This is a genomic window from Pontibacillus chungwhensis BH030062, from assembly GCF_000770675.1.
GTDB classification, from domain to species: Bacteria; Bacillota; Bacilli; order Bacillales; family BH030062; genus Pontibacillus; species Pontibacillus chungwhensis.
On sequence record NZ_AVBG01000004.1, the window covers coordinates 15,989 to 42,074 of the forward strand.

At 40.5% G+C, this 26,086-nt stretch carries 27 protein-coding genes; 8 read left to right on the forward strand and 19 right to left on the reverse strand.

Features of this window, described 5'->3' with window-relative positions; all coding sequences use genetic code 11:
* Positions 1-141 precede the first annotated feature (141 nt).
* Complete coding sequence (locus tag N780_RS06735; RefSeq protein ID WP_036781748.1) at positions 142-1,260, forward strand: glycerate kinase; 1,119 nt, start codon at positions 142-144, stop codon at positions 1,258-1,260.
* 221 nt (positions 1,261-1,481) lie between these two features.
* Here N780_RS06735 and N780_RS06740 read toward each other — a convergent pair whose 3' ends face one another.
* The gene (locus N780_RS06740) at positions 1,482-1,973 is read right to left on the reverse strand and encodes a DUF6843 domain-containing protein (RefSeq protein WP_036781750.1); all 492 of its coding nucleotides are present in this window, start codon (positions 1,971-1,973) and stop codon (positions 1,482-1,484) included.
* Positions 1,974-2,046: 73 nt separating this feature from the next.
* Here N780_RS06740 and N780_RS06745 point away from each other — a divergent pair, with 73 nt between their 5' ends.
* Entirely contained in the window at positions 2,047-2,532 is a 486-nt protein-coding gene (locus N780_RS06745) for a hypothetical protein (RefSeq protein ID WP_036781752.1), read from the forward strand.
* 219 nt (positions 2,533-2,751) lie between these two features.
* Here N780_RS06745 and N780_RS06750 read toward each other — a convergent pair whose 3' ends face one another.
* Both N780_RS06750 and N780_RS06755 read right to left on the reverse strand, forming a co-directional pair.
* Positions 2,752-3,213 carry an SRPBCC family protein gene (locus tag N780_RS06750; RefSeq protein ID WP_036781754.1) on the reverse strand — a complete coding sequence of 154 codons (462 nt, stop codon included), beginning with the start codon at positions 3,211-3,213 and terminating at the stop codon, positions 2,752-2,754.
* Positions 3,210-3,557, reverse strand: a complete 348-nt coding sequence (locus N780_RS06755; protein WP_036781756.1) for a MerR family transcriptional regulator — start codon at positions 3,555-3,557, stop codon at positions 3,210-3,212. Before N780_RS06755 ends, N780_RS06750 begins: the two co-directional genes overlap by 4 nt.
* A 339-nt stretch (positions 3,558-3,896) precedes the next feature.
* Between N780_RS06755 and N780_RS20040 the strand changes: the two genes are divergently transcribed.
* The gene (locus N780_RS20040) at positions 3,897-4,184 is read left to right on the forward strand and encodes a spore morphogenesis/germination protein YwcE (RefSeq protein WP_036781758.1); all 288 of its coding nucleotides are present in this window, start codon (positions 3,897-3,899) and stop codon (positions 4,182-4,184) included.
* A gap of 53 nt (positions 4,185-4,237) precedes the next feature.
* Here the strand turns inward: N780_RS20040 and N780_RS06765 are convergent, their stop codons facing one another.
* The 5 genes from N780_RS06765 to qoxA are packed head-to-tail and all read right to left on the reverse strand — an operon-like array spanning position 4,238 to position 8,363.
* Entirely contained in the window at positions 4,238-4,444 is a 207-nt protein-coding gene (locus tag N780_RS06765; protein ID WP_052114929.1) for a cytochrome C oxidase subunit IV family protein, read from the reverse strand.
* 20 nt (positions 4,445-4,464) lie between these two features.
* The gene (qoxD, locus tag N780_RS06770; protein WP_036781760.1) at positions 4,465-4,839 is read right to left on the reverse strand and encodes a cytochrome aa3 quinol oxidase subunit IV; all 375 of its coding nucleotides are present in this window, start codon (positions 4,837-4,839) and stop codon (positions 4,465-4,467) included.
* Between the two features lies 1 nt (position 4,840).
* Entirely contained in the window at positions 4,841-5,446 is a 606-nt protein-coding gene (gene qoxC / locus N780_RS06775; RefSeq protein ID WP_036781762.1) for a cytochrome aa3 quinol oxidase subunit III, read from the reverse strand.
* Between the two features lies 1 nt (position 5,447).
* The gene (gene qoxB, locus N780_RS06780; protein WP_036781764.1) at positions 5,448-7,391 is read right to left on the reverse strand and encodes a cytochrome aa3 quinol oxidase subunit I; all 1,944 of its coding nucleotides are present in this window, start codon (positions 7,389-7,391) and stop codon (positions 5,448-5,450) included.
* A gap of 24 nt (positions 7,392-7,415) precedes the next feature.
* Complete coding sequence (gene qoxA, locus N780_RS06785; protein WP_052114930.1) at positions 7,416-8,363, reverse strand: cytochrome aa3 quinol oxidase subunit II; 948 nt, start codon at positions 8,361-8,363, stop codon at positions 7,416-7,418.
* 558 nt (positions 8,364-8,921) lie between these two features.
* Here qoxA and N780_RS06790 point away from each other — a divergent pair.
* The 3 genes from N780_RS06790 (at position 8,922) to N780_RS19180 (ending at position 12,294) form a co-directional block, all read left to right on the forward strand.
* Complete coding sequence (locus N780_RS06790; protein ID WP_036781766.1) at positions 8,922-9,875, forward strand: calcium/sodium antiporter; 954 nt, start codon at positions 8,922-8,924, stop codon at positions 9,873-9,875.
* 202 nt (positions 9,876-10,077) lie between these two features.
* Positions 10,078-10,473, forward strand: coding sequence for a VOC family protein (locus tag N780_RS06795; protein WP_036781768.1), 396 nt, complete (start codon positions 10,078-10,080; stop codon positions 10,471-10,473).
* A 186-nt stretch (positions 10,474-10,659) separates the two neighbouring features.
* Positions 10,660-12,294: a transglycosylase SLT domain-containing protein gene (locus tag N780_RS19180; protein WP_052114931.1), complete on the forward strand. Its 1,635-nt coding sequence runs from the start codon at positions 10,660-10,662 to the stop codon at positions 12,292-12,294.
* A 169-nt stretch (positions 12,295-12,463) separates the two neighbouring features.
* On the opposite strand, the gene N780_RS06805 is transcribed toward N780_RS19180, so the two are convergent.
* The 5 genes from N780_RS06805 to N780_RS06820 form a co-directional block, all read right to left on the reverse strand.
* Complete coding sequence (locus tag N780_RS06805; RefSeq protein ID WP_036781770.1) at positions 12,464-14,605, reverse strand: type IA DNA topoisomerase; 2,142 nt, start codon at positions 14,603-14,605, stop codon at positions 12,464-12,466.
* A gap of 103 nt (positions 14,606-14,708) precedes the next feature.
* Positions 14,709-14,837, reverse strand: a complete 129-nt coding sequence (locus N780_RS20245; protein ID WP_269746694.1) for a hypothetical protein — start codon at positions 14,835-14,837, stop codon at positions 14,709-14,711.
* Positions 14,838-14,949: 112 nt separating this feature from the next.
* The gene (locus N780_RS06810; RefSeq protein WP_052114932.1) at positions 14,950-16,332 is read right to left on the reverse strand and encodes a S41 family peptidase; all 1,383 of its coding nucleotides are present in this window, start codon (positions 16,330-16,332) and stop codon (positions 14,950-14,952) included.
* Between the two features lie 174 nt (positions 16,333-16,506).
* Positions 16,507-17,649 (reverse strand): M20 peptidase aminoacylase family protein, encoded by a 1,143-nt coding sequence (locus N780_RS06815; RefSeq protein ID WP_036781772.1) that lies wholly within the window; start codon positions 17,647-17,649, stop codon positions 16,507-16,509.
* A 133-nt stretch (positions 17,650-17,782) separates the two neighbouring features.
* On the reverse strand, positions 17,783-18,175 hold the full coding sequence (locus N780_RS06820; protein WP_036781774.1) for a DoxX family protein: 393 nt from the start codon (positions 18,173-18,175) through the stop codon (positions 17,783-17,785).
* 260 nt (positions 18,176-18,435) lie between these two features.
* Between N780_RS06820 and N780_RS06825 the strand changes: the two genes are divergently transcribed.
* Entirely contained in the window at positions 18,436-18,987 is a 552-nt protein-coding gene (locus N780_RS06825; RefSeq protein WP_036781776.1) for a GNAT family N-acetyltransferase, read from the forward strand.
* Between the two features lie 75 nt (positions 18,988-19,062).
* On the opposite strand, the gene N780_RS06830 is transcribed toward N780_RS06825, so the two are convergent.
* Both N780_RS06830 and N780_RS06835 read right to left on the reverse strand, forming a co-directional pair.
* On the reverse strand, positions 19,063-20,520 hold the full coding sequence (locus N780_RS06830; RefSeq protein ID WP_036781778.1) for a UDP-N-acetylmuramoyl-L-alanyl-D-glutamate--2,6-diaminopimelate ligase: 1,458 nt from the start codon (positions 20,518-20,520) through the stop codon (positions 19,063-19,065).
* Between the two features lie 443 nt (positions 20,521-20,963).
* Entirely contained in the window at positions 20,964-21,311 is a 348-nt protein-coding gene (locus N780_RS06835; protein ID WP_036781781.1) for a hypothetical protein, read from the reverse strand.
* 343 nt (positions 21,312-21,654) lie between these two features.
* On the opposite strand from N780_RS06835, the gene N780_RS19185 reads away from it, so the two are divergent.
* Positions 21,655-22,344 (forward strand): hypothetical protein, encoded by a 690-nt coding sequence (locus tag N780_RS19185; protein ID WP_052114933.1) that lies wholly within the window; start codon positions 21,655-21,657, stop codon positions 22,342-22,344.
* Between the two features lie 87 nt (positions 22,345-22,431).
* Here the strand turns inward: N780_RS19185 and N780_RS06845 are convergent, their stop codons facing one another.
* The 4 genes from N780_RS06845 to N780_RS06855 all read right to left on the reverse strand — a co-directional run bounded on the left by N780_RS06845 (position 22,432) and on the right by N780_RS06855 (position 26,085).
* Positions 22,432-22,878, reverse strand: coding sequence for an ASCH domain-containing protein (locus N780_RS06845; protein WP_036781782.1), 447 nt, complete (start codon positions 22,876-22,878; stop codon positions 22,432-22,434).
* A 73-nt stretch (positions 22,879-22,951) separates the two neighbouring features.
* Complete coding sequence (abc-f, locus tag N780_RS06850) at positions 22,952-24,799, reverse strand: ribosomal protection-like ABC-F family protein (RefSeq protein ID WP_036781784.1); 1,848 nt, start codon at positions 24,797-24,799, stop codon at positions 22,952-22,954.
* A gap of 163 nt (positions 24,800-24,962) precedes the next feature.
* Positions 24,963-25,079: an RAxF-45 family protein gene (locus N780_RS20350; protein WP_369094772.1), complete on the reverse strand. Its 117-nt coding sequence runs from the start codon at positions 25,077-25,079 to the stop codon at positions 24,963-24,965.
* 73 nt (positions 25,080-25,152) lie between these two features.
* Positions 25,153-26,085, reverse strand: coding sequence for a helix-turn-helix transcriptional regulator (locus tag N780_RS06855; RefSeq protein ID WP_036781786.1), 933 nt, complete (start codon positions 26,083-26,085; stop codon positions 25,153-25,155).
* Position 26,086 lies beyond the last annotated feature (1 nt).

The window sequence follows — 26,086 nt, forward strand, 5'->3', positions numbered from 1 at the left end:
AGAAGACACATGGAAAAGAGTAAAATTATAATAAGGTATTAATAGCTCCCTAGCTCCTAACAAGTTCATTTATATCTATATGACTCCACTTTTGTACGTTGTAATAGAACTAAAGCCAAAAAAACAAATGGAGGGATCGATTTGAAGATTGTCATTGCACCCGATTCATACAAAGGAAGTCTCGAATCAAGCGAAGTCGCTCATCATATTGCGCGCGCTTTTAAAGACGTGCATCCAGAGCTTACAGTAATTCAAAAACCAATGGCAGATGGTGGTGAGGGAACGCTTGATGCGCTTGCAGCTGCAACGGATCATAAGCGTCAGTCCATCCGCTTAACTGGACCTCTTGGTGATCCGATCGACTCAAGTTACTTGATTCTTGAAGATGGTACGGTCGCAATTGAGGCGGCTAGCGTTCTTGGTCTTACCCTTGTGCCAACCGACCAACGAAATCCTGAACGGACAACAAGTTACGGACTAGGCGAAGCGATTCTTGATGCATTAGAGCGTGGGTATCGCACATTTATGATTGCCCTTGGCGGAAGTTCTACCAATGACGGTGGTCTTGGTATTTTACAAGCATTAGGCCTTCACGTTCAGGGCAAACAAGGAAAACCGGTTGGGTCACTTAGTAAAGACCTTTACCACATTGATTCGGTTGATAAGAGTACACTAGACCCTCGTTTAGAAGAATGTACGTTCAGAGTTGCATGCGACGTTTCCAATCCTCTTACAAGACCGAATGGAGCAAGTCATGTTTATGGACCACAAAAAGGAGCCTCAGAAGAGCAGGTAAACCAGTTAGATGAGGCCCTCGGTAAGTGGGGACGCCTTTTAAATGAAGACAATATGGAAACGCCGGGCGCTGGAGCTGCCGGGGGCTTGGGTTTTGCTTTTCTAACCTTAGGTGGAGAACTTGAATCAGGAGCTAAGCTTGTGTCAGAAGCGATTAAACTAGAGGAATCCATGAAGGATGCAGACCTTCTTATTACTGGAGAAGGGAAATCTGATGAGCAAACGCTGTATGGAAAAGCGCCTGCCTACGTTGCGGATTTAGCTGCGGAGTATGGTATACCAGCGATTTTGTTATCTGGAAGTATAGAAGGAGACCGTGATCAACTACGGAGCACATTCATGAGTAGCTTCTCTATTGTGCCAAACATCATTAGCTTAGAAGATTGTATGAATCATGCTTCAAATTACCTCTATGACACAAGCATTGAAATTGCTCGACTTTGGGGGCATATAGTAGAACGGTAACCGGGACAAAGGGACAGGTTAATTGTCCCGGTGTGAACCGAGGGGACGGGTTCAACTATGTACGAAGGGAGCCGCCCTTCTGAATCCACAGCTGATAGGGGGATTAACATCCGTTCTCTAACACCGCCGAGCGTCCGAGCACGTACTCGGCGGTTTCCTTAAATTTGACTCAGTAATAGACACAGCGTTTATCTTTTAAAAATCCCCCTTCTAAGATAAGGTTATTTTGTTGTTTTTTCCAAAGCAACTTTAGTACAATCTATCTTTTTAGAAGGTTCATTTTCTCCGATATAAAACGTCGACAGGTTTTCATATACTACTCTTTCTCCTTCTTCATTAACCTTCGCTCCGGAGGGAGAAGTTTCCATATAAATGTTTTCAGGAGGTATCTTAACCTTTTCCTCTCCATCTACATAAAAATAGTCGACCTTTATATAACCAGAAGTGTTCTCTCTTTCCCAACCGAAATTATGCGGTGATGACGTTTCAGATAAACCGTCTACTGAAAATGAATGTGTAATGGTGTTATCTTCAATCTCTAGAGGTTCAGCACCTTCGACTTTATATATTACAGCGAAACATCCTTCTTTTCCCTCAGGGATTAAATACTGAACATCGGGACCAGTCTTTGAACTTTGGAATTTAGACCAACCGAGTACACCCAATATGAATACAAGAAATATAACAGGAAGGCTAAAAATAATTTTTTTCACACTAATCACCTCTTACCAACAAGTATATAGTCTGATAAACTAAATCATGGAAAAATATAATGGAGGAATAATTTTGAAAAAGTATATATGGATTGTTGCAAGCTTAATTATTCTTTCTTCAGTAATGTTTTCCTATATTTCCTATGCTCAGGGAGAAACAATAAAGTTTACTAAAGAAAGTAAAATTCAATTACACCCTAGAGAGAGCGCAGAAAGTGGTTTAGCTTTATCACTCGATGCTGTCCTAAGTAATAATTCTTCACAACATTCACAGCCGTATTATGTAGTATTTGAGATTACTAATAAACAACTTCAGAAGAAGGTAAAAACAAATAAGTTTCGCCCTGGAAATCTTGATAAAACCCAAGTATTAAAACCTCATTCCACACTTACTCCAAGTTACACTGTTCCTTTAGAAGAAGACATAGATTTAGACACGCTCAGAAAAATAATTGGGGATCACGCAGTGAAAGTAAATGTTTTCAATGGAGACCATAAAATAATAAAGTCAAATTTCATTACAAATTTTGAATTGGATATTAGACCGGAAAACATTTAAACACTACCTCAAAAGCTTTAGGCCCAAAAGCATGTACGTTTTATTAAAGTGCTGTACACTTACCTTATAACAGAGATAGAAAAAGAAGCAAATCATGTATATACAGTAGGTGATTTGCTTCTTCATTATGATTATTTGACTTTTTCATTGATCCCGACTCATCCACTGAGCTTCTAAGGCTCTGAACTCTTGATATTGATTATTGTCTCCCGCGATCCCTTAGGACTGATTTTCAATCAAGGCTTCTTTTTCGACTCTATCCATAAAATCATCGACTACTTTTTGGTTGTTTTTTTGTCCGCCTAATTTAAGCAGCGTTTTCCCTAAAAAATTTAGCCCTACGTTTTGACCTTCATATATAAATCTTGTTTCATTCTCACTCAACTTAATCAATGTAAATGAAGCTTTTATATCAAATGCTTTGGCTAATGTGAAACCAATTTTATTATGTTTCTTTTCAGGGGTATTCTCATACTCCAAGTCCTCAACAATGTACGTTTCAACACGCTTTCCTTCCTTATATTTTTGTTGATACGTCGTACCAACTACCCCTTCTTTCTTATCAAGAACTTTGGTTTCTACTACATTCGGCATAATGCGTGAAAGGCTTTCTGTTTCGAACAAGCTCCAGATCACTTCAATATTAACGGGTATCATTCGTTCCTCATGCCACTTAATCATCCCTCTTCATCCCCCATTTCCATTTCAAAGAACTCGTCCATCTCTTGAATCGTCGTTTGGAGACGGTTGACTTCTTTTAGCAAGTTTTTTCGTTTCTGTTTTATTAACTCTTCTAAGTGTTCAAATGATTCGTCATTAACAACCGTTAACATTTCTTGAATAGAAAAATCGAATTTTCTTAAGTAAACCAACAACCTCGCAACCAAGTATGAACCATTATCATAATATCTATAGTTATTATGTGGATCGATATAGACTGGTTCAAGAATTTTAATTTGAGCATAATATCGTAAGGTTTCTTTACTCAAACCAGTCATTTTGCAAAACTCACCAACCTTGTACATGTCCCCGACCTCACTGTAATCATAAAGGATGTAGTGCACCACACAGTCAACATCAATGTTGATTTATTTATGAAAACATTAACCCTTTATTGTTAAGAAAAGCTTTAGCATAATTACATTTTTTCATAAAGTCGCCAAAAATGAAGATTTTATTTTTTTGTTCAAGGGATTAATTTTGTTTTTTGACCTGAGAAAACCGTTTAAACAAGCCTAAAATAGGAAATTATAAAATTGTCAGCCCAATTATGAACATTTTGTGTCCAAAGTATGAATTTTCTGTTACAATATAGTCAAAGAAAACGTTTACATTAATGAAACATTAATAAGGAGATGATTTTCATGGGTGCAACTGTAATGTTCTTGCTCTTGGCGACAATAGCTCCATTTCTGTTCTTACAAACAAAAAAGATGGCATTTGCCGTAGCGCAATCAATCCTACTTATCGGTATGTGGTTGTACTTCTTCCAAGTGACGATGTACACAGATCCAGGATTATTTTCCATTACAGGGGCCATGTTCTACCTCGGTTTAATCGGCGCCCACGTGGCTTGGGTGATGTTCATGGTAGCGACCGTAAAATCAAGCCCTGGATACAAAAAGAGCTTAACGAAAGATCAGCTTAGCTAAATAAAAAAGAAACGCGCCTTCCCTTATATTAGGAAAGACGCGTTTCTTTTTTTTTAATCCTGTGGCTGCAGTTTGTACAGTTGAATCATCGCCTGCACAAAACTGAAGCCAGTCAGAATATATAAGACAAATTTATGGTCATAGGAGGAATAAAGCGCTCCGCCTAAGGAAAAAGCCGTCAACAATATGCAAAGAATAAACCCAATCAAATCTTTCCACGGCCATCCGGCCTCCATCGGCATGTTTTGCTTTTGTTCCATCCTGATAACCCCCATTTGTTTTAGTGACCGTTATGGTCTTCTGAATGTTGCTCTTCTTGTTGTTGCATGTCACCCATATCTCCGTGATCTCCATGGTCATGCCCAAAGGACATTACGAAAAGGGAGCCTGCTACGACGATTCCGGCAAGTGCGAACCCGTGGAACATCATGTTCCATGGTACATGCCCATTTCCGCTTGAAGCTTCCGTAACGTGCATGAACATGAACAATTGAACGCCTGCTTGTAACAGGGCCAAAATCATGATGCCGATAATCACCCATGTGACAGGCAAGTCGGATTGAATCGCTGCCCATGCGGCAACTAGCGTCATAACAAGTGATAAGATAAAGCCAATGACGTGATTCATTGGTACTCGTTTTTTCGAATCGGACATATTAAATCACCATCCCAATCAGATAAACACTTGTGAAGATGAAGATCCAAATGACATCAAGAAAGTGCCAGTATAAGCTAATGATAAAGAATTTACGGCTTGTAACGTTTGTCAATCCGCGCTGCTTGATTTGGATCAAGAGCAAGATCGCCCAGCCAATACCAAGCGTCACGTGCAGTCCGTGTGTTCCGGCAAGGACAAAGAATGCCGACCAGAAAGCACTAGACTGAAGCGTTGCTCCTTCATGCGCATAATGAACAAATTCGTAAATCTCAAACCCAAGGAATCCAAGACCAAGAGCTAACGTAATGGCCATCCAGAAGATCAGCCCTTTGACCGATCCCCTTCTCATTTCATGAATCGCAAGTCCACATGTGAAACTACTCGTTAAAAGCAGGAAAGTCATAATAAGAACGATGCCCGGCTCAAACAGTTCGCTTGGCAAAGGTGCATCAGCTGTACGACCGAACAAGACAGCATACGTTGCGAATAGGGTCGCGAAGAGGACAACTTCGGCTCCAAGGAAAATCCAGAAGCCCATGATGCCCATTTGACCTTCTTGGGTGCGATATTCTAAAGGACCTGTTTTCAGTTCTTCCGCAGCCATATTATAACCCCCTCGCTTTTTTCTCTGTCTCTTTAATTTCTTCAACCGATACATAGTAACCATCGTCATAATCGAAGGAACGACGGATCATCATGACCACTCCACCGATTAAGCCAAAGACAGCTAGATACATCCATTCAAAAATGAGACCGAAGCTGGCAAGTCCGAGTAAAGCCATAAAGATGAACGGCTGACCTGTATAACTTGGCATGTGAATTGGCTTCACTTTGTCTTCCTCAAACGTCGTTTTGCCTTCTTCTTTCATACGGACATATGGATCGATTTCATCAACATATGGGACCGTAGCAAAGTTGTAGTAAGGAACTGGTGTTGTCGTCGCCCATTCAAGCGTACGACCATTTCCGTTCCATGAGTCGCCTGTTGTTTCGCGCTCACTGTAACGGAAGCTGTAGTAAACGTTGTAAACGAAGACAACGAAACCAAGAGCCATTCCGGCAGCACCCACAGTTGATATAACGTTCAATGGAAGCCATTCTGCTACGTTCGTGATGAATAAACGACGCGGCATGCCGTCTAGGCCTAAGAAATATTGTGGGAAGAAGCACACATGGAAGCCAAAGAAGAACAACCAGAATGCCCATCTACCCAAACGCTCGTTCATCTTGTGACCGAACATTTTCGGATACCAAAACACAAGTCCTGCGAAGCAGGCGAATACGGTACCTGCGATCAGCACGTAGTGGAAGTGTGCGATCAGGAAGTACGAGTTGTGGAACTGATAGTCCGCTGCTGCCATACCAAGCATAACACCTGTTACACCACCAAGAATGAAACTTGGGATGAAGGCCAGTGACCAAAGCATTGGTACAGTAAACTCGATTTTCGATTTATAAAGCGTCGCGAGCCAGTTGAATATCTTCACTCCGGTCGGTACGGCGATCAACATCGTCGAAACAGAGAAGACGGAGTTAACAAATGCGCCAGCACCCATTGTGAAGAAGTGGTGGACCCATACTAAGAAACTAAGCAATGCAATGACGATCATCGACCAAACCATCACATTGTAGCCAAACAGACGTTTTTTCGCGAATGTGGAAATGACTTCGGAGAAAATACCGAAGGCAGGAAGAATAACAATGTACACTTCCGGGTGTCCCCACATCCAAAACAGGTTTGCCCACATCATCGGCAGGCCTTCCCCTGTCAACGTAAAGAATTGAGAACCGAAAATACGGTCAATTGTAAGTAGTGCAAGAGCTACTGTTAAAATCGGGAATGCGAACACGATGATGAAACATGTAACCAATGTCGACCATGTGAAGATCGGCATATGGAAAAGCTTCATGCCAGGGGCACGCATTTTTAAAATCGTAACCATCAAGTTGATCCCTGTAGCAAGGGTACCGATACCTGATAGTTGCAGTCCCATAAGATAGAAGTTCTGTCCTGGTCCTGGGCTCATGGCTGCGCCGGAGAGTGGTGTATAACTTGTCCACCCGGCATCAGGAGATCCTCCGATTACGAAAGAAATGTTAAAGAGCGCCATTCCGAAGAAGAAGGACCAGAAACTTAAGGCGTTCAAATATGGGAACGCGAAGTCACGCGCTCCAATTTGTAAAGGAACGATAATGTTCATGAGTCCGATCAAGAACGGCATCGCCATGAAAATAATCATGATCGTTCCGTGCGTTGTGAATATTTCGTTATAGTGCTGGGAGTTTAAGAATCCCAAATCAGGAAATGCCAGCTGCACCCTCATCATCATGGCGTCTACGCCACCACGGAATAACATGAGAAGGGCACTTAAAATATACATGACACCGATTTTCTTGTGGTCAACCGATGTTAACCATTCACGCCACAGCCATCCCCATTTTTTAAAATACGTCAGAACGAAAAGGATGGCAAGTCCACCTAAAGCCATTGATACCATGGCACCATAGATGATCGGTTCACCGGTGACTAGAATATCTGTTATGTGCATGTCTTCACCTGCTTTCTTTACGTACTATTGGAAGCTTTCTTGTTTTTCGATTTCATAAAGATCAAGTTTCTTCCCATACAGATCACGGAAGTGTTCTATTGTGTAACCCATACCATCTTTTGTATGGTGCTTCACGTAATCTAAATGAGTGCTTGAGAAAGATTCAACGTCCGTCAGCCCTGGCTTCAGCAACTCGTTATATCGATCTGCTGTTAGCTCTGGCGCTTCGTTTTGGATCTTTTGCGTCCACGCGTTGAAGTCTTCTTCGCTCTCAGCGTGAACTTTGAACGTTTGAGCAGCAAAACCTTCACCATTGAAGTTAGAGTTACGCCCATCGTAGCCCCCTTCTTCATCAGCCTCGAGATACAATGTGGTCATCATACCCGCCATGTTGTACTTTTGACCTCCAAGTGCGGGGATCCACAGAGCTGTCATCGCGTCTGCCGACGTTAATCGGAATTCAATCGGACGATCAGTTGGGATGTGTAAGTAGTTCACGGTTTCAATATCCTGTTCGGGATAACTGAAGAACCATTTCCAATCCGCTGTTGTTGCGTGTACAACTAAAGGTTCCTTCTCCTCTTCCCCTGCAGCAGGTTCTGGAGGTTTCTCCAAGTCGAACAATGTCGTAACGGTCGGGATGGATAAAAGAATGACAATAATAACCGGAATAATCGTCCAAATGATCTCGATGGTTGTATTTCCATGCAAGTTCGGATCATAGTCACTTTCTTTACGTCCCGGACGGTTCTCACGGTACTTGATGATCATGTAAGTAAATAAAGCAAACACGACAACAATGATTCCAAGCATGAACCAAAGTGAGTATACAATCAGGTCATATTGACTTTGAGCGACCGGCCCTTTTGGATCGAGCACAGTCATTTCCAACTGCCCACACCCGCTTAAGAAAAAGATCAAGCCGAGAGGCAGCAAACCTAACCATCTATTACGGAGATGTTTAGCTTTCATAATTCTTAACCCTCCTATCAATCTGTTAAATTATAAGTATAAAACTCTGAAACTAGGAGCTGTTATACGTATCAGGGCTTGACTGATTATATCAGATTTTAGCGAAATAGAAACGTTTGTTCACAACTTTGTCATATATCGTTCACGAACTTTTAATAATTTACCAAATGATTTACGCTTTCAAGGGAATTACTAACAAATTAGCGAAAAATAGGGTGTGAAACCAAGCCAAACGTGAATATTCAAGCTCCCCCATCCCTTACCCTCTTCACAAATGAATGGAACCTTTTCCGACCATTAGTTCTTTACAACACTCTCAAATTTTAGGTAAAAATAAAAACCTGATATACTATTTAAGTGATACAGGTTCCTTAAATAAATGAAACACCTTGTATATAAAATGATTTATTATATAAATATGGTCTAAGAGCAATGAATAAATGACAGCTTTTTTCTATACATATTAAGAAGTAAAACATGCCCTTTCATGCTTTTTAATGGTGCCTAATGAGGGTATGGTAAAACTAGTAAAAATAAAAAGGAGTTTGATAGACGAATATGGCATATGTCTTATTACTTATTGGCTTTGGTTTATTAATTAAAGGAGCCGATTTATTCGTTGATGGGTCTTCTAATATTGCCAGGCTACTTCGTGTACCCCCTATTTTGATTGGGTTAACAATTGTAGCTTTCGGCACGAGCTCACCTGAGGCAACGGTTAGTATCATTGCGGCTTTACAAGGAAATGCCGAAGTTTCACTTGGGAATGTTGTAGGCAGTAACATCTTTAATGTGACGTTAGTGGTAGGGATCGCAGCCTTCCTTTATCCTTTAATGGTAGAGAATGAAACCACAAAAAAAGAAATCCCATTTATCTTACTAGCTAGCGGAGCATTACTCGTACTTGTGAGCGATACAGAATTACAGGGATTAAATGAAAACCTGCTCACACGCAGTGATGGCATCATCTTTTTGCTGTTTCTTTCTATATTTCTCTACTATGTGATTGAAGTAGGTATGAAAAGTCGAAATAAATCGGCACAAGAACCTGCCCCCACAAACGTGAAGTGGGAGAAAAATATCGTTTTAACGGTATTAGGTTTAGGTGCCATTATTTTTGGCGGGGACCTAGTCGTAGACAACGGGACAGAGATTGCTTATGAGCTCGGAATGAGTGAAACGTTAGTTGGTTTAACAATCATTGCAATTGGTACATCGCTTCCTGAACTTGTGACCTCTATATCCGCTGCGTTAAAGAAAGAAAGCGGAATAGCATTAGGGAATGTCGTGGGTAGCAACATATTCAACATATTATTTGTTCTCGGGTCTTCAGCATTTATTTCTCCATTAGCTGTAAATGGTAAAATATTCACAGATGTAATCATAATGATTGCATTAAGCTTGTTATTATTCATATTCTCACGAACCCAGTACAAAATCGGAAAAATAGAAGGGTTCATCCTCCTGAGTTTGTATATCATTTATCTTGTTTACATTATCTTGAGAAACTAAGATTCTTATCGGTAAACAGCCTAAATTTAGAACTCTGTTATGTCAATTTGTCTATCTTTCCCGATAAATATATCATTTCCTTACTAAACACCTCCTAATGTTTGTTCATTCATTCGGAAAGGAGAAGGAAGATCTAACAATTTTGTAGAAATTATAGTAAGGAGATGGTCACCAAACTATTCAGGAAATTCAGGAGGGAAATATGGGTAGATTAGTACATTTCGAAATTCACGTTGATGACATGGATCGTGCAAAAGGGTTTTACGGTGAAGTTTTTGGATGGACGTTTGAAGACTGGAGCGAATTTGCTGGTATGCCTTATATGGGAGCCGTGACTGGCGGGGAAGATAAACCAGGAATTAACGGTGCTTTAATGAAGCGCCAAGGTCCAGCCCCAGAACCAAATCAGCCCGTGAATGGATATACATGTACGATGGGAGTAGAAGATTACGATGCTATTGAAGCCAAAATTCTCAAACATGGTGGCGAAGTAGCTTTACCAAAGTACGCTCTTCCCGGAATGGCTTGGCAGGGGTACTACAAAGATCCAGAAGGAAATATATTTGGTATTCATCAACCAGACGAAAACGCAAAATAGAATATTCATTACTAGAAAAGGCGCTCTCACAGCGCCTTTTCTTTTTGTATAGGTTCATTTTGTTGAATTTGTCTTTAACGATGAAAACAGCGCCCCCTTTTCCCTTGTAATTCCTAGATTACTAGAATTATAATTAATAGAGGAAATATATTGAAAATAACTTATTGCTAGAAAGGAGTACATAACATGAAATGGATAAAGAGCTTCCTTCTTGCAGTTTTACTATTAACATTAACCTTTGGTATGACAAGCCAAGTTAATGCGGAGGAAGGAACGTATGAAGAGTTATCATGGGAGAAGAAGCATGAATTACTTACGAATGCTGCACTAAAGTACGATATTCCTCCTGAAATCCTGAAAGCAATCGCAATGGCTGAAAACAAAATGAACCAATTCGATGAGAACGGTCACACTATTGTTAGTGATGATGGTGGCATTGGCATGATGCAAATTACGAACACTGACTTTGACTTTAATAAAGAGAAGTTAAAGACAGATACAGCCTATAATATTGAGGCTGGAGCGAAGGTACTAAATAACAAATGGGAGAAGATGAAGGCCGGGACTTTGCCTGAAATTAATGGTGCAGATAACCGCCACATTATTGAACAGTGGTACTACCCTATTATGGCCTATAACGGTATAGCAAACCGAAATAACCCAGACAATGAAGAACGTGTAAAACCAACTTACCAACAAGAAGTCTTTTCAATCATTGAGGAAAACAGCTTAGTTCAGATCGCTGATACTCCTGAGCAATTTGAATTTGGATTAGATGATAAGGGACAGCTCCGCTTTAAAAAGATGACGTATTCTTGGGATGAAGCTGACTCACACACGACCCAAATGTTCAAAGAAGGTGACAAAGTCTACGCTTTAAATGATGGAGATGCTTATTACGGAAACTTTAGAGATCAAAAGGAGATGGCGAATGCTTCATCGAGGCGTATCCCCTACTATACAGAGCTTGAAATTACAGGTGGCCCTTACTTTTTAAACAGCACGCAAGACAATCATTTCATTACCTATCAAGTAGAGGGTGTAAATTTTAGTGGCTACATGGCTTCCTCTAACCTTCGTCCAATCGAAACCTTACCAAGTGGCTTTACTAAAGAGAACCCTAAAGAAAATGTAGCTATTGATAAAACATGGGAGATCGAGATGAACACAACCATTGACTCTTCTACTGTTCATCCTCGAAATGTATATATGGTTCGCGAGGATGGTATGGGTATTCGTGCTGATGTCAGTGTTAACGGAAAATTCATAACGGTTAAACCTCAACAAGATTATATGCCAGGCCAAACGTACACCCTTTATATTAAAGACTTAAAATCTACGTGTGGTAAAAAGATGGAAGATAAGGTTTCCATGACGTTTCAAGTAGAAGAGCCTTATAAAGAATCTGTGGAGAAAGAGAATGTCGTTCTAGAAGCGTCTATGAATAAGAAATCCTTTTCTGACGGAGATCAAATTCGGGTAACAGGTTCCATCGAGAATCAAGCCAACGAACCATTTGTTTATTACGGATCTTCTACACTTTCTCATTCTGCCAACCTGCATTTCTCTATTCAACAAGATGGGGAGCCCGTTTATTTTAACGGAAAAGGCGATCTCCCCCCTAGATTTGTAAAAGATGATTGGATCGAGCTCGAATTGAAAGCAGGGGCTAAGAAAACCTCTTTTGCTACTTTCGATCTTAGTATCCAAAACTTCATGGAGGAAGGCACTCCTATTTATGATGCACCTAAAGGAGAATACACCCTTATAGCTCGATACGGAAGTGAATTCTTGCTGGAGATGCCGTTTGTCATCGAGTAGATACTTATCTTAAATTCTCAGGCTTTGTTTTAAAGTCCAAAACAAAAAATACACTAAACAGCAGTCCAATTATCCGTAATAATTGGACTGCTTATTTTTATTGATATAAACATCAATTTATCATTAAAAACATAATTCGCCGCTACTCCTTAGAAGTAGCGGCGAATAATTAAGCTTTATTCTCAAAATCAAACTTAATCTTATACTCTTGATCCAACTTTAGCGCCGTACTAAACGGCTTTTTCCCTTTAAACCCTTTCAACACCTTCGTCTGCTTCTTCTCACAGAGTGTTTTAATCATATTTTGCGTTAACGTCTTACCGGCTAGCTTTTTCGGGAAGGATACTTTACACCCTTCCTTATAGGCAGAACACCCATAAAACTTATAGCGGTCGACAATCGATCCTGTTGGACAGGCTGGGCACTTGGCAATGGGTGTGTTGTATTTCTTTTTGTTCCCCTCGCCTGTATCACGTACTTTTACTTTTTCAATCGACGCAGGCGTTTCTTCTATAAGTTTATGAATGAATTGATTCGTTTGCTTAATAAAGGTTTGTTTAGATCCTTGTCCGTTACCGATTTTCTTGAGGTAAGATTCCCATTTCGCCGTCATGGCTGGACTTGATAGAAGCGTGCCTTCAATAGCTTCACAAAGGGTAATTCCTTTCTCGGTTACGTACACAATGTTCTTCTTTACTTCGATATACTTCTGGGCTTTGATCGTTTCTATGATGCCAGATCGGGTTGCTTCTGTACCGAGGCCTTCGACTTCTTTAAGAATCTCAACGTCTTCCTCGTTATCAATAAGCTTCCCGCATGTTTTCATCATGTTGATCAATTGACCTTCTGTATAAGGTTTGGGTGGCTGTGTCATACTTTCTTTAATATGAAGACGGGCACCTACTTCTTCCCCGTTTTTCACTTCTGGTAATAAGGGGTCTTTCTCTTGCTTGGACTTAGCGGGTTTTGGAAAGAGTTCCTTCCAGCCCCGCTTCACTTCCGTTCGGCCGGTTGATTTGAACGCCAGACCTTTTACATCCGTCATGATCGTTGTTTCTTCATACACATAGTCCTCATGGAACATGGCAAGTGTATTGAGCATGATTTCACTATAAATGTTCTTCTCTTCCCGGCTTAGTCCATTGATTTTGTTTTGGGTTGGGACTGTTTTAGTCGGGATGATGGCATAGTGCTCCTGAACTTTGCTGCTGTCGACGTAGCGTTTGCTTGGTCTTGTCGAGGCAGGGGTGAAAGATACGTTCATCGCTTCCTGATAACGGCCTAGATTCTTCACCAAGTACGAAAATTCGTTATCTGTAATGTAGTTACAGTCTGTACGCGGATAGGTAACGAGACGCTTCTCATACAGCTTTTGCATCGTTTTAAGCACCTGGGACGGGCTATACTTCCAGCGCTTATTGGCGACACTTTGCAGGGTCGACAGAGAGTGAAGCTTAGGAGATTTCTGGTGCTTCGTCTTCTTATCAACGCTTTGAACGGTTCCACGAATGTCTTCCTTCTCTTTCAGACCGTGCTGATCCATAAGCGCCTGAACTTTGGCTTTGTCTTTCTCCTTAATCTTGGCTAAGCCTTTATAGCTCCCCTTCTCCGCTTGGAAGAGTCCTTCAATTTGGTAGAAAGGTTCAGAGACAAAGTTCTCAATCTCTTTCTGCCTTTGATAGATTAAATACACGGTAGGAGACTGTACTCGTCCAATTGATAGATAACCTGAAAAACCTTTCTTTTGAAGTAAAACCGTAAACAGGCGACTTGCATTGATCCCCACCATCCAGTCGCTAATCTGACGGGCTTTTGCTTCATCAAAGAGAAGCAGGTCCTTTTCATTCGTTTGAAGCTGATTGAATCCTTTTCGTACTTCGTCTTTCTCTAAAGAATTGATCCATAGCCGCTTAACCGGTTTCCCCTTTACTCCAGTCAGGCGAAGGATACTATAGAAAATATTAGACCCTTCACGGTCAACGTCGGCACCATTTATAATCACGTCCGCTTTCTGGAATAGTGACTTCACGGCCTTAAACTGTTCCCATTTTCCGCTTGAGACTTTCTCATAAAATTGATCCGGTACGATCGGTAACTGATCAAGCTTCCATTTCTTCCATTCCGGCTTATAATCATGAGGTTCTTTCAATTCGACTAGGTGACCGATTCCCCATGTAATCGTGGCACCTTCTGGAAAGGTACTATCTGGCTTTAATTCGATATATGTTTTCGTTTTTTCTTTAATTTGAAATGCATCGGCGTAGGCTTTCGCTTGAGATGGTTTCTCGGCTAAGATGACCACTCGTGTCATGGTCTCCACTCCTTTCAACGAAACACAACTGTACTATGAGATGATAGAGAAGGCAAGGGGGAGGATAGAAAGTTGGGGAATAAAGAGAAGAAGGAAGCAACGGTTAGATTGCTTCCACGATCCATTTTACCATCTTCCCAACGAGTCGGGGAAGATATAAGATGACATCAAAGAAGACATCAAGATACAATAGAGGAGAATCCCTATATTCTTTTCTTTTCTTACGGCTCAACGAATCGTCACCTCCACCATTATTTTACCATGATTAGGAAGATTTGTTGAAGAAAAGTTTGAGTAAAGAATGTTTACGTTTGCTTTTATAGAGCGTAAGGTGTTTCGGGAAATCACTCGCTTTCCGGGACCCCACACGACGTGGGGGCGTTCGACGTTGTCATAGGACGTGACAACTTCCTTTTTCTTTTAAAAGCCTCCTCATTCGCTTCACGCTTTCCGGGGTATTTAAATTCGTCCTTATCTTTTCCCAAATATGCCAACGCCTCTTCAACATCCACATCCCGTCTGGTATGCTCCGGTGTCCATGGAATATGAATATCAGGTTTAATTCCGACACCATTCATTCCTCTACCTTCATCTACTCTTAATTGTTTTGTTGTAGGGATCATAAGTTTAAACTGGTCTCCCCACGAAGCCTCAATTAGATTGGCATAGTCATTCACTCCAAGAGTACTTCTCCCTATTGTGGTCACAATCTTCGAATGCTTCGATACTTCTACAATGGATTCAGCTGAACTAATCGTCGAAATATCGGTTAACAGAACGACTCGCCTTGGATACTCGTAGCCTTCTACTACAAACTTCTCTTCTAGATCTGAAAGGTCAAAGCGAACTAGCCCTTCTCCTTGATGCTTTCTCCACTCGCTTTCAATCAAAGACAAGACCTCACGCGTTTGAGGGTCTTTCGTTTCCTTACGATAAGATTCAAAGTCTTTGAATAATCGCTCCGCATTCGCCTCGGTACAGTTATACAACATGAAGTTATCCTCATACGGCTCAATAATGGTACGTCCATCAGGGAATATATAAGGCGCCAACCCATAAAAGGCCGAGTCATTACCACCTATGTTGTCTCGAAGATCTATTATTAAATTCGGGTATGTATCCAAGAGTTTTTTATTCTCACTTATTAAAGCACTAATGGGCTCTGGGGTAACAAAGTCCGTTAGTTTCATAAGGAGAGTATCTTCATTTAGCACTTGTAAGGAATGAACAGGCTTATATGCTTCCTTTTTATGGCGCTTCATCTCCACACTATGAATCCTTCCATACTCGACTTCCACTTCTATCGTTTGGTACTTCTCTAATACGCCTTTCCATAATTCTCGTTCTGCCCCCTTTTCACGAAGGTCCAATGAATGAGATTGGACGAGTTCTGGAATCGGAATCTGGTTCACAGAGATAATGGCTTGTCCTTTTGAAAGACGAGTTTCTCCTTTCAGTTCCGTCACATACAAACGATCTTCATACCGCCTAACCCGAAAGCCTCGGTCCCAGGAATTCTCTCCTTTAACTACAAAAAAGAAGTGGTGGTCGTTGAAAGCTAGTAAGTAATCTTCTACAAGTTCCCCGAACTCTTCTGGGGATAGGTTTGATTCTTTTAACACCTTTCTAAACTGCTCCGGATTATCCCACCCTTGTTTATCCTTCCATCCGGCATAATCGTGATGGGCAATCTCTACTACTTCGTCAAAAATACGTAAATAGTCCATCCAATCCCCCCATTTCACTTCTAATTGTTGTCTCCCGCCCACACAAAACTGAGATATATGTAAAATCTATCTGACTATCACTCTACACGATGGTTATTTTTACCACAAGCGGTAAATGAGGGAAATTAGAAAAAGGATCTGCCCTTCAATTTAGAAGAGCAGATCCTTTCAAACTTATTTAGAGAACTCTTTATTTAACCCATACACATTTAACACAGCACGCGCGAGTATCCTCGTCCCATAAATCATTCGGCCTTGATTAAATGTCATATTTGGATGATGCAATCCAGGGTTTAGGTCGCACCCTAGCCCGAGCATAGTCGCTTTTAGTTCAGGCTTCTTAATGGTATAGAAGTGGAAATCGTCCCCTCCGGGAGTTACGGTCGGTGGCAACGTATAGTCAGCGCCTAACTCTGATTCGATTGCCCCCCTCATCACTTCAATCGCCTCTTCATTCGTCATGGCGGCTGCAATTTGATTAACTGCGCCAACTTTAATGGTCGTACCATACTGGAATTCAATCGACTTAAAGATATGCTCTACTTGCTCTTCTAATTCAGCCATAACTGGATTCGTTTGCGCTCTTAGATCGAGTGAAAGAGAAGCCTTACCAGGAATGATGTTTGTATTCGGACCGCCAGCCTGGAATTTCGTTACTTTTGCAGAATGAGGGACGCCTGGGTTCATACGAATCTGATTGATTGCGTTCACTAGTTGCGTACCTACATTCACGGCATTATGAGTCAGATGAGGCCTTGCCCCGTGCGCATCCTCTCCGTCGATTTCAATTTCCATCAGCTTCGTAGCACCGTGACCAATCATTGGTGTCGCATAGCCATCCTCCACTTCTGCCTGAGGCCGTAAATGAACGCCGAATAAATAATCAACATCTTTGACCACACCAAGCTCTACCATTTTGAGAGCCCCTGCCGCCTTCTCTTCAGCGGGTTGAAAGATGAATTTAATCGCCACTTTATCTCTCAAATCTTCAAGACTATGTATAAGATATAAGACTCCAAGCACCATGGCCATATGAGAATCATGACCACAGGAGTGATTCGCACATTGTGTCCCGTTTACTTCCTGCCAAAGCGCATCAATATCTGCTCTTAAGGCTACAACAGGTACGGTCCCGTCAAAATTTCCATACTTCCCTACGACACCAGGGCAGGCGTCAAAGGTTTCTGTTTCACATCCGTAGCTTTGAAGAATCTCCTCGATATATTTGGTCGTCTTATATTCCTGCCAGCTTATTTCTCCATTCTCATGTAAGTAATTAAAGGCTTGTCTAATTTTATCGTCGATTTGCTGCGACATGCTGCATCCCCTCTCGTTGTGCTCCATTGATTAAAGAACTTGAACAGTAGTATAAAGGACAACCAAATGTCTGTAAAATATGAAAAGTTCAACAATTGACTGTCTCCAAAAAAATAAGAACTATCATACGTTCTTATTTCGAGCCATTTTTATTATTTAACAGGTGTGAAATAGATAGTTTATCACTCCCCGCCATCGCCAATATAATGGAGAGTCCTAGTAAAGCAAGCGGGAATTCAATTCCTCCAATTAATCCCGCAGGAAGCTTAACAAGTATAATCGCACCCACCATCGTAAGTCCGAGTAAGATCGCTGATGGCACTACAAAGAGTCCTACTAATAAAAAGAGTCCACCTCCTGCTTCAATAACTGCTGTAACATAAGCTAACCATTCTGGCTGACCTAATTTACTAAACATCTGAACGGTGTTATCCATATGACCAAGCTTTTGAAATCCATGAGCCACCATAATGACACCAAGGATTACTCTCCCGAGGAAGAGGCCCCAACCGATTTTTTTATCCACACAAAACACCTCACTTATAGTTTCCTAGCGATCGTCTGTCTCACATCCTTTGGTCACTTATCCGTTACGGGAAGTTAAACTTCTGATGCAATATAGACGAATTCTAATTAAATTGTATGGGATAAGCTTCAGGAATAGACTCAACAAGATTGATTCAAAAGGAACTATGAAACTTATGTAGAATTATGAAATTAGGAAAAAAGTTTTAGGATATGTGTTTGAAAAGGATTAGGCATAAGCATTTAATAGGAGTTGAATATATGGATTATGACGCGAACTTGAGAACCATAACAACAAACCGACTACAATTACGATTATTCCAGCAGGCAGATGCTCAAGAAGTGCAGAGACTTTGCCATAATAAGCAGCTTTATCAAAATACTCTTCACTTACCATTTCCTTATAAATTGAAAGATGCGAAGGAATGGATTAAACACCACAAGGAAAACTTCCAAAAAGGACGATTATTTGAAATGGCGGTAACCGATAAAGAAAATGGCTGTTTATATGGAGCAATCGCTCTCTCCTACAAATCACACGCCAACAATGGGGAGTTAGCCTATTGGATCGGTGAGGAATATTGGGGCAACGGCTATGCTACAGAGGCAGGGGAAGCTATACTTGAATTTGCCTTTCAGGTAAAGCTGTATCACAGAGTTTACGCTCTTTCCTTTGACACAAACCCTGGTTCTAAAAGGGTCTTAGAAAAGATTGGGATGAAACAGGAAGGCGTTTTACGTGAGCATGTGAAGAAAGATGAGCAATATAAGGATCTTGTTTATTTTGGAATGTTAAAGGGTTCAAAATCATAGTAAGTTAGGTAATGCCAAGAAGAACTTTAGAAAACAGTTCGCGGTATACGATACCACGAACTGTTTTCATTCGTACTAATCTTTTGCTTTAGTAAGATAAATGGCTGCCTCTTCATCATTATGAACGGGATAATGGTATTGTTGCTGGTATTTCTCATGACCTTTACCTGTAATCACAATCCAATCCCCCATTTCAGCCATTTTCACAGCTTCCTCAATTGCCAATGTACGATCAGTGATGACAATCCCCTTATCATTCCCATACCTTTCTTGGTAGCTGATTAGTGTATTTTTCATTTCCTCGGGAGAAACGGAATTCAGGTCATCGAAGGTAAGAATATATCGATCACTCATTTCAGATGAGATCGATATCATATCCCTTCTTTTGCCGGGGTCTCTATCTCCTCTATATCCAAATATATGAATAAGATTTCCTTCACAGTTGTCTCTTACGGTTTTCAAGCAATGCATCAGCGCATCAGAAGTATGGGCATAATCTACAACAAGAGTAGCCCCATTATTTAATTCAGTAAGAGCAAACCTTCCCTCAATTCCCTGAAAGTGCTGAACCGCTTCGATAGCGCCTTTGGTATTCACTCCGATTTGTTTTGCTGTTCCATATGCCATAGCTATGTTATACATGTTATAGAGTCCGTATAACAAAGGCTTTATTAAAATGCTTTCGTTATTTTCTTTTAATTGTAAGCTCGGTGGGTTAGTCGTATAGCTTTCTAGTTTCACATCACATTTTTCATTTTCACCAATGGCTAGCGTTGGAATACTTTCATCCTCAAGCTGCCTTGCCAATTGCTCCCCCCACAAGTCATCCGTGTTAATGATCGCTTTTCCTTCGTCTTTCAACATCTCAAAAAGTTTTTTCTTGGCCCCGAAGTATTCTTCCATAGAACCATGATAATCTAAGTGATCTTGAGAAAGATTGGTGAACAAGGCATAATCGAAATAAATTCCTTCAACTCTGTACTGTGTTAAAGCGTGTGACGACACTTCGATCACTACTACCTCATCTCGACTTCCAGCTAAAAGTCTGTTTATTTCTAATAAGTTTGGAGTGGTGTTAACCGTCGGATAACTCTCACCATTAATTATGTTTTTAGTGCTACCAAAAAAAGCACATGAAAGGCCATTATTTTCTAAAATATGTCTTAAAAGATAGCTTGTACTGGTCTTTCCATTTGTACCTGTGACGCCGATCACAATCTTTTCATTAGTAGGATAGTTATAAAAATGATTACTTACTATGCTTAAAGCATTCCGACTGTTATCGACTTGAAAATAAGGAACGGATAAATCTGTGATCTCCTGTTCACCTATAACACCACACGCCCCGTTTTCAATTGCATTATTAATAAAACGATGACCATCTTGCTGGTACCCTTTAATTGCAATGAATAGAAAACCTTCTTGAATTTCTTGTGAGTTAAAGGATATTCCTTTAATTAATGCGTTGGGATTTACACTATTACTTTCAGATTCCACAGTTTTTAGGATGTTGGCTAGTTCTTGAAGTTCCATGTGTGCTCTCCTTTAATAAACCTTCTTAAAAAAATCTTTCAACTAAACTTTAACGAAAGCATCGAACACTCTTAAGAAAGAGTAAAATGCCCTGACCGTCCCCCTATAGGTTTTTCTCATAGGAGCCTAACATTCACGATTCCCTTTTAAGATACTACTTTAAACAAACATTAGCAAAATGAGCATAAAATAATAGCCAAGATACGAAAATATATTGTCCCTTTTTCTTATAAAATACATCATAATTTCGAATATACTACGGGATACGGGGACAGGTTCATTGTCCCGCGGGATGTTAAATATTCAAGGATTAGTCAACTAACAAATGAAAAAACGAGCACAAAGGGAAAAAGCCCTGTGTGCTCGTAGTGAAAATTTACTCATTCAACGTCCTCTTAACAAACTAGATCATAGTTTCAAGAAAGAAGGAATGGTGTCTTCAACTAGTTATTCGCTTTTTTAACAGCTTCAAACAACTTAGCTGAGGACAATTTACTTAATTCCGCATTCCGTGCGAGGGCAGTCCTTGCGTATTTATAAACAAATGCCTCAGCCTCCTGAGGGGTAAATCCCTTTTTCACAATTAAGTACTGACGCAATTCTCGACAAGGTGAGAGCATGAATTTCTCATTTTGAAGGGCATTCATCGCTTCATTTCGACTAACATTACATACCTGCATTAAAATGCGCAACATTTCATTTTCCTGAACTTTAGTTTCACATAACGCTTCAGTCACAAGTTTTATCTCATTGTTTCTATTTCGACTTTCTTCTAAAGAACTTAAATGCATCTTTAAATCCCCTCCCACAATTAATCACATATCTTATAATATTTCTCTAACCCCAAATTAAACCAATTTTGTCGTTTTTTAACCTCTTTAAGTTGTTAGAACGCTTTTTTCCTCTATAAACTGTTCTCCAAAGTCATCACCAGATGCCACTTTCTAACAACTATATATCTATATTAATGCTTTTTTAGTGATATTCTACTCAACACTTCTTGCTCGACATGAGGTGCTTTTGAGATTGGGCGTTTTTTGTTTGTGGTCGTACCGGTAACTTTGAGAAATAAATTTTCAGACACCGGCGTAATATGAAAGTAACATAACGGATCAACCTATAGGAGGAAGAAAGATGACAGAGAAGAACAAGCCAAAGTTCTTTAAACGCAAATGGTTCTGGATTAACACGGGAGGAGTTATTGTTATATTCATATTAGCATTTTTCATTGGTTCATCTAGCATGGCAACAATAATAGACGGCGAAAAATTGAAGTATGAAGGCTTAGTGGAGAAGTCGAAATCCATAGATGAAGAGATTAGTAAGAAACAACAAGAAACAATAGACCTTCAGGATCAACTAGATCAATTGAACGAAGAACACGGATCAACCAAAGAGAAAATAAATAACCTCAAAAAAGAGTTAGGGGAAGCTCTTGCTTTAATAAAGGAAAAGGAAATAATCACTCAGGAAATAAATGAACTAACTACACAAGAAGAAACCAAAACGAAAAAAATTCAAGAACTCGACGGTAGTATCGAAGCGAAAGAGAAAGAGCTCGCAGTCGTTTCTGGTAAAATTATTGAGTTAAAAGATAAACCGAAAACTCTTTCTGCCGGATTCTTTACTGTGGGTAAAGATATCCCTGCTTCTAGGTACAAAGTAACGCCTAACGGAAACGGTAATTTCTTCGTTAACGAAGGAGCGAAAGTCAATATTATGTTAGGAAGAGGAGATTTTTATGAGAGCGAATACGTTTTCCAAGCAGAGGAAGGAGATGTAATCGAATTAACCCTGTCAGCGACTTTTACTCCGATTCAATAATGATAGAGAGTTACTTTATTCTTTAAGGACCTTAATTTGAATAGAAAATACGCTTGGAAAACCAAGCGTTTTTCTCTATTCTATTCATTAAAGTAACGTAAAACGTTCACATACAACTGGTATTTGCTCATGAAATTCATGATCTATTTCCTTTAGCTCTTTTTTGAAAAACTTCTCATGCTCTTCACGCCAGAACCTTAACGTTCGATCCCCTTCTCCTTCTAAATAAGCATGCTCCTCGTTCACTTCATTAAAAGGGACAATTACAACAGAAGTCGTTTCAGCAATCGCTACTGCTCTACCTTTTCCATCAAGAATAACATTGTGAAGACCAACATATGGTAATGACTCTGTGTCTTCATAGGCCAAATAATTAGAAGCTGTGGCTCTTTTAGTACCAGTGAGGACCAGTTCAGCCAGTTCATCTGCCATCTCCTTTGAATCACCGAAAGCCCATGCCTCATATTCCTCCGGTGCGTGCGGGTTTTCCTTTTTAAAGTTGTCCCATATGCGCTTAATTGAATCATGACTCATAACAATCGACCTCTTTCTATCTAACCTTATAACCTCATAAGTGATTTCTATGGCTGAACTATGCAATTACGAATTACTCACCCAACCATTCAACATACTTCTCTTCTATCGTACTTTCAAGGACCTGCTTTTTTTGTTGTAGTTCCATTAATGTTTCTATGTCCTCTTCGTCAGTCATCCGTTCTGTTAAAGAGTTCAGTTGTACCTCTAAAGCTTCAATCATCCCTTCAAAGTCAGGCATTTCCGGCTCCTTCTCCTGAAGGCTTTTTTGCTTCTTATGTCCCTTCTCCGGCTCTTTCACTACCTTATTCTCCTCATGCTTCACTCGAGCCTCATCAAAAGGCCGGTTGTATCGGTACAGCTTTCCGTCCTCTAAAAACGCACATTCGCTAAAGCACCGGTTAAGGAAGTAACGATCATGGGATACAGCAAGAACTGTTCCATTAAAATCCTGAAGGGCTTCTTCTAATACTTCCTGAGATTCAATATCCAAGTGGTTCGTCGGCTCATCTAATACAAGCAGATTGACTCCCTGATGCATAAAAATGGCGAGCTTCACACGCATTTGCTCTCCTCCGCTTAGCTGACCGATCTTTCGGAAGACCGCATATCCAAAGAACATAAATCCTGCTAAGATATGACGCGCCTGCCCTTCTGTCACGGAGATTTGTTCTCTGAAGTAGTCAATCATACGTAAGTTCCCATCTACTTCTTTCAAAGGATGTTGAGGGAGATACCCAAGGCGAATCCCAGTCCCCTTTTTAATACAGCCCTCATCTGGTGTCTCTTGTTCCATTAGTAAGCGAAGAAGAGTCGTCTTGCCGCTTCCGTTTCGTCCTACAATGGCAAGTCGGTCCTGAAAACGGAGATGAAGGCTAGCTCCTGCTAACACATTCCGGTCTCCATATCGCTTCCATACCTCTTCGGCAACTAGTACATCGTTCCCGCTCCGTTCATTGGCCTCAAGGCTAAACCCCATCTTCTTCGCGTCAAGTAACGGTTTCTCTTTTTTCTCCATTTTCTCAAGAGCCTTCTCCATGCTCTTGGCTTTACGGAACAACTTCTCACTAGGTGGGTTGGCTTCATTCGCCCACTGTCGCAATCGCTTAATCGCTTCTTTCATTTTCTTGATCTTCTTTTGCTGCTCCTGATAGGCTTTAAACTCCGCTAGCAGGAACTCTTCTTTCTGAGTTACAAATGAAGAAAAGTTTCCTTCATATAGAAGCAGCTCTCCTTGTTCTAAATCCATAATCTTCGTCACGGTATGATCTAAAAAGGTTCGATCGTGTGAAATAATCCATACTGCTCCTGTGTATCCTTGAATAAACTCTTCTAGCCACTCAATGGCTTCGAGATCAAGATGGTTTGTTGGCTCATCTAAAAGAAGCACATCCGGTTCTTGTAATAAGAGACGCGCCAACCCTACCTTTGTCTGCTCACCGCCACTTAAATGTTCAAAACAAGCATTCAATAATCCTTCAACTCCGAGCCCATGCGCCACTTTATCAATTATTGCTTGAAGCTCATAACCTCCTAAGCGAGCATATTGATCTTGCAGAGTGCCGTATTCCTCCATGGCTTTTTCTAATTGTTCTGGCTGCTGCATCAACGTCTCCAGTTCGGTCATTCTTCTCTCTAAAGCAAGAACTTCCGTAAAGCTTTCTTTCAAATATTCCTGAACGCTGCCATTATTAAAGTCTGGCAACTGTTCCAGATAGCCGATGGTTGCTTGTTTCCTTACAAAACGCTCTCCCTCATCTGCTTGCTCTAATCCTGAAATCAATTTAAAGAGCGTAGACTTCCCCGTTCCGTTCCGACCCACAAGGCCTACTTTATCCCCTTCATGGATTTCAAAGTTGATCTCTTCAAATAATAAATCTCCGCTTACGATTTTCTTTATATCTTTCATCGTCACTAACATATATTTTCCTCCGATTATGATTAATGGTAAACACAAAAAGCCCTTGAGAATGGTTTCTCAAGGGTCACGCCCGTACTCCGTATATACAAAAAGAAACCACACTTGTCGTGTGGTTTCTAGGTCCGATCTATAGGTTGAATGAAGGGATTCCCACACGCTGTGCTCATATTAAGTTGCTAAAAAAGGACATACGTGTCCCGTCTGCAACAAAATCATGAGTTTGCGCACGATGAATATACAATAATTGGCTATCAATCGTGCTCTTCGCAGCGTGTACCATCTCTTCATTCACCTCCTAGCTAATTCGTTATGCTTATCTTAGCACACTCGAAATTTTCAATCAATTCTAATTTTTACTGATAATGATTTAATAGCTCTCTTGCATGGGAAGTAATCCGTTCAATTAATGATTGAGGCTCTTTAACTTTTGCATCCTTCCCTAAACGATAGAAGAAGGGCGCTGAGTATAGTAGTTCCTGCTCATCACCTTCCATTTCTAGAATCCACGTTTCTTCATCAACTCTATTAAGGTTATCCTGAAATAAAGGATGACCGCTACATTGCCTGGCTCCTTCATTGGTTAAAAAAGCGCGTAACGTCGTCACATTATGCGCGGGAGTGTAAGCAAAGAAATCATTTAGATTCATGTTTATTTCTTCATTTTTTCCTGCTGATTCAAGCTTTAGAATCCGGTCTGCACGAAGTAGAATAATCTTTTCTTTTTCATAAGCGTAAACAGGTACATACCAAAGACCATCTTGCGCGAAGATCCCCATTGGAAATACGACGTATGTTTTATCCCTATCTTTTGAACGATACGTTATCCGAATACGCTCCTTCTTCAAGCTAGAATCGAGAAGATCTTCGAGGAATGGGCTTCTTACATTACGGGTTGGTGAATAAAATCGGACATGATTCTCGATTGCATCAACTTTCTTCTTCGCTTCAGGATTTAACTGATGATAAAGCTTATGTAAAGAAGTCTTAACCTCTGCTTGGAATGGGAGATCATTCATATGAACTAAAGACTGAAAGGCAAAGAATAGTGAAAGGGATTCATCTTTGGTAAAAAGAACCGGAAATGCCAAATCGTTTTGTAAGACTCGGTATCCTCCACCTCTCCCTTGCTCAGAATAAAGAGGAAGCCCCATCACACTTAAGTCATCGAGATACCGACGTACAGTACGTGTAGAAAGACCAAATTCATTGGAGACTTCTTGTACAGTAAATACTCTCTTCTTGTTGATATACATCATAATCTCGAATAAACGAGAGGATTTAGACATT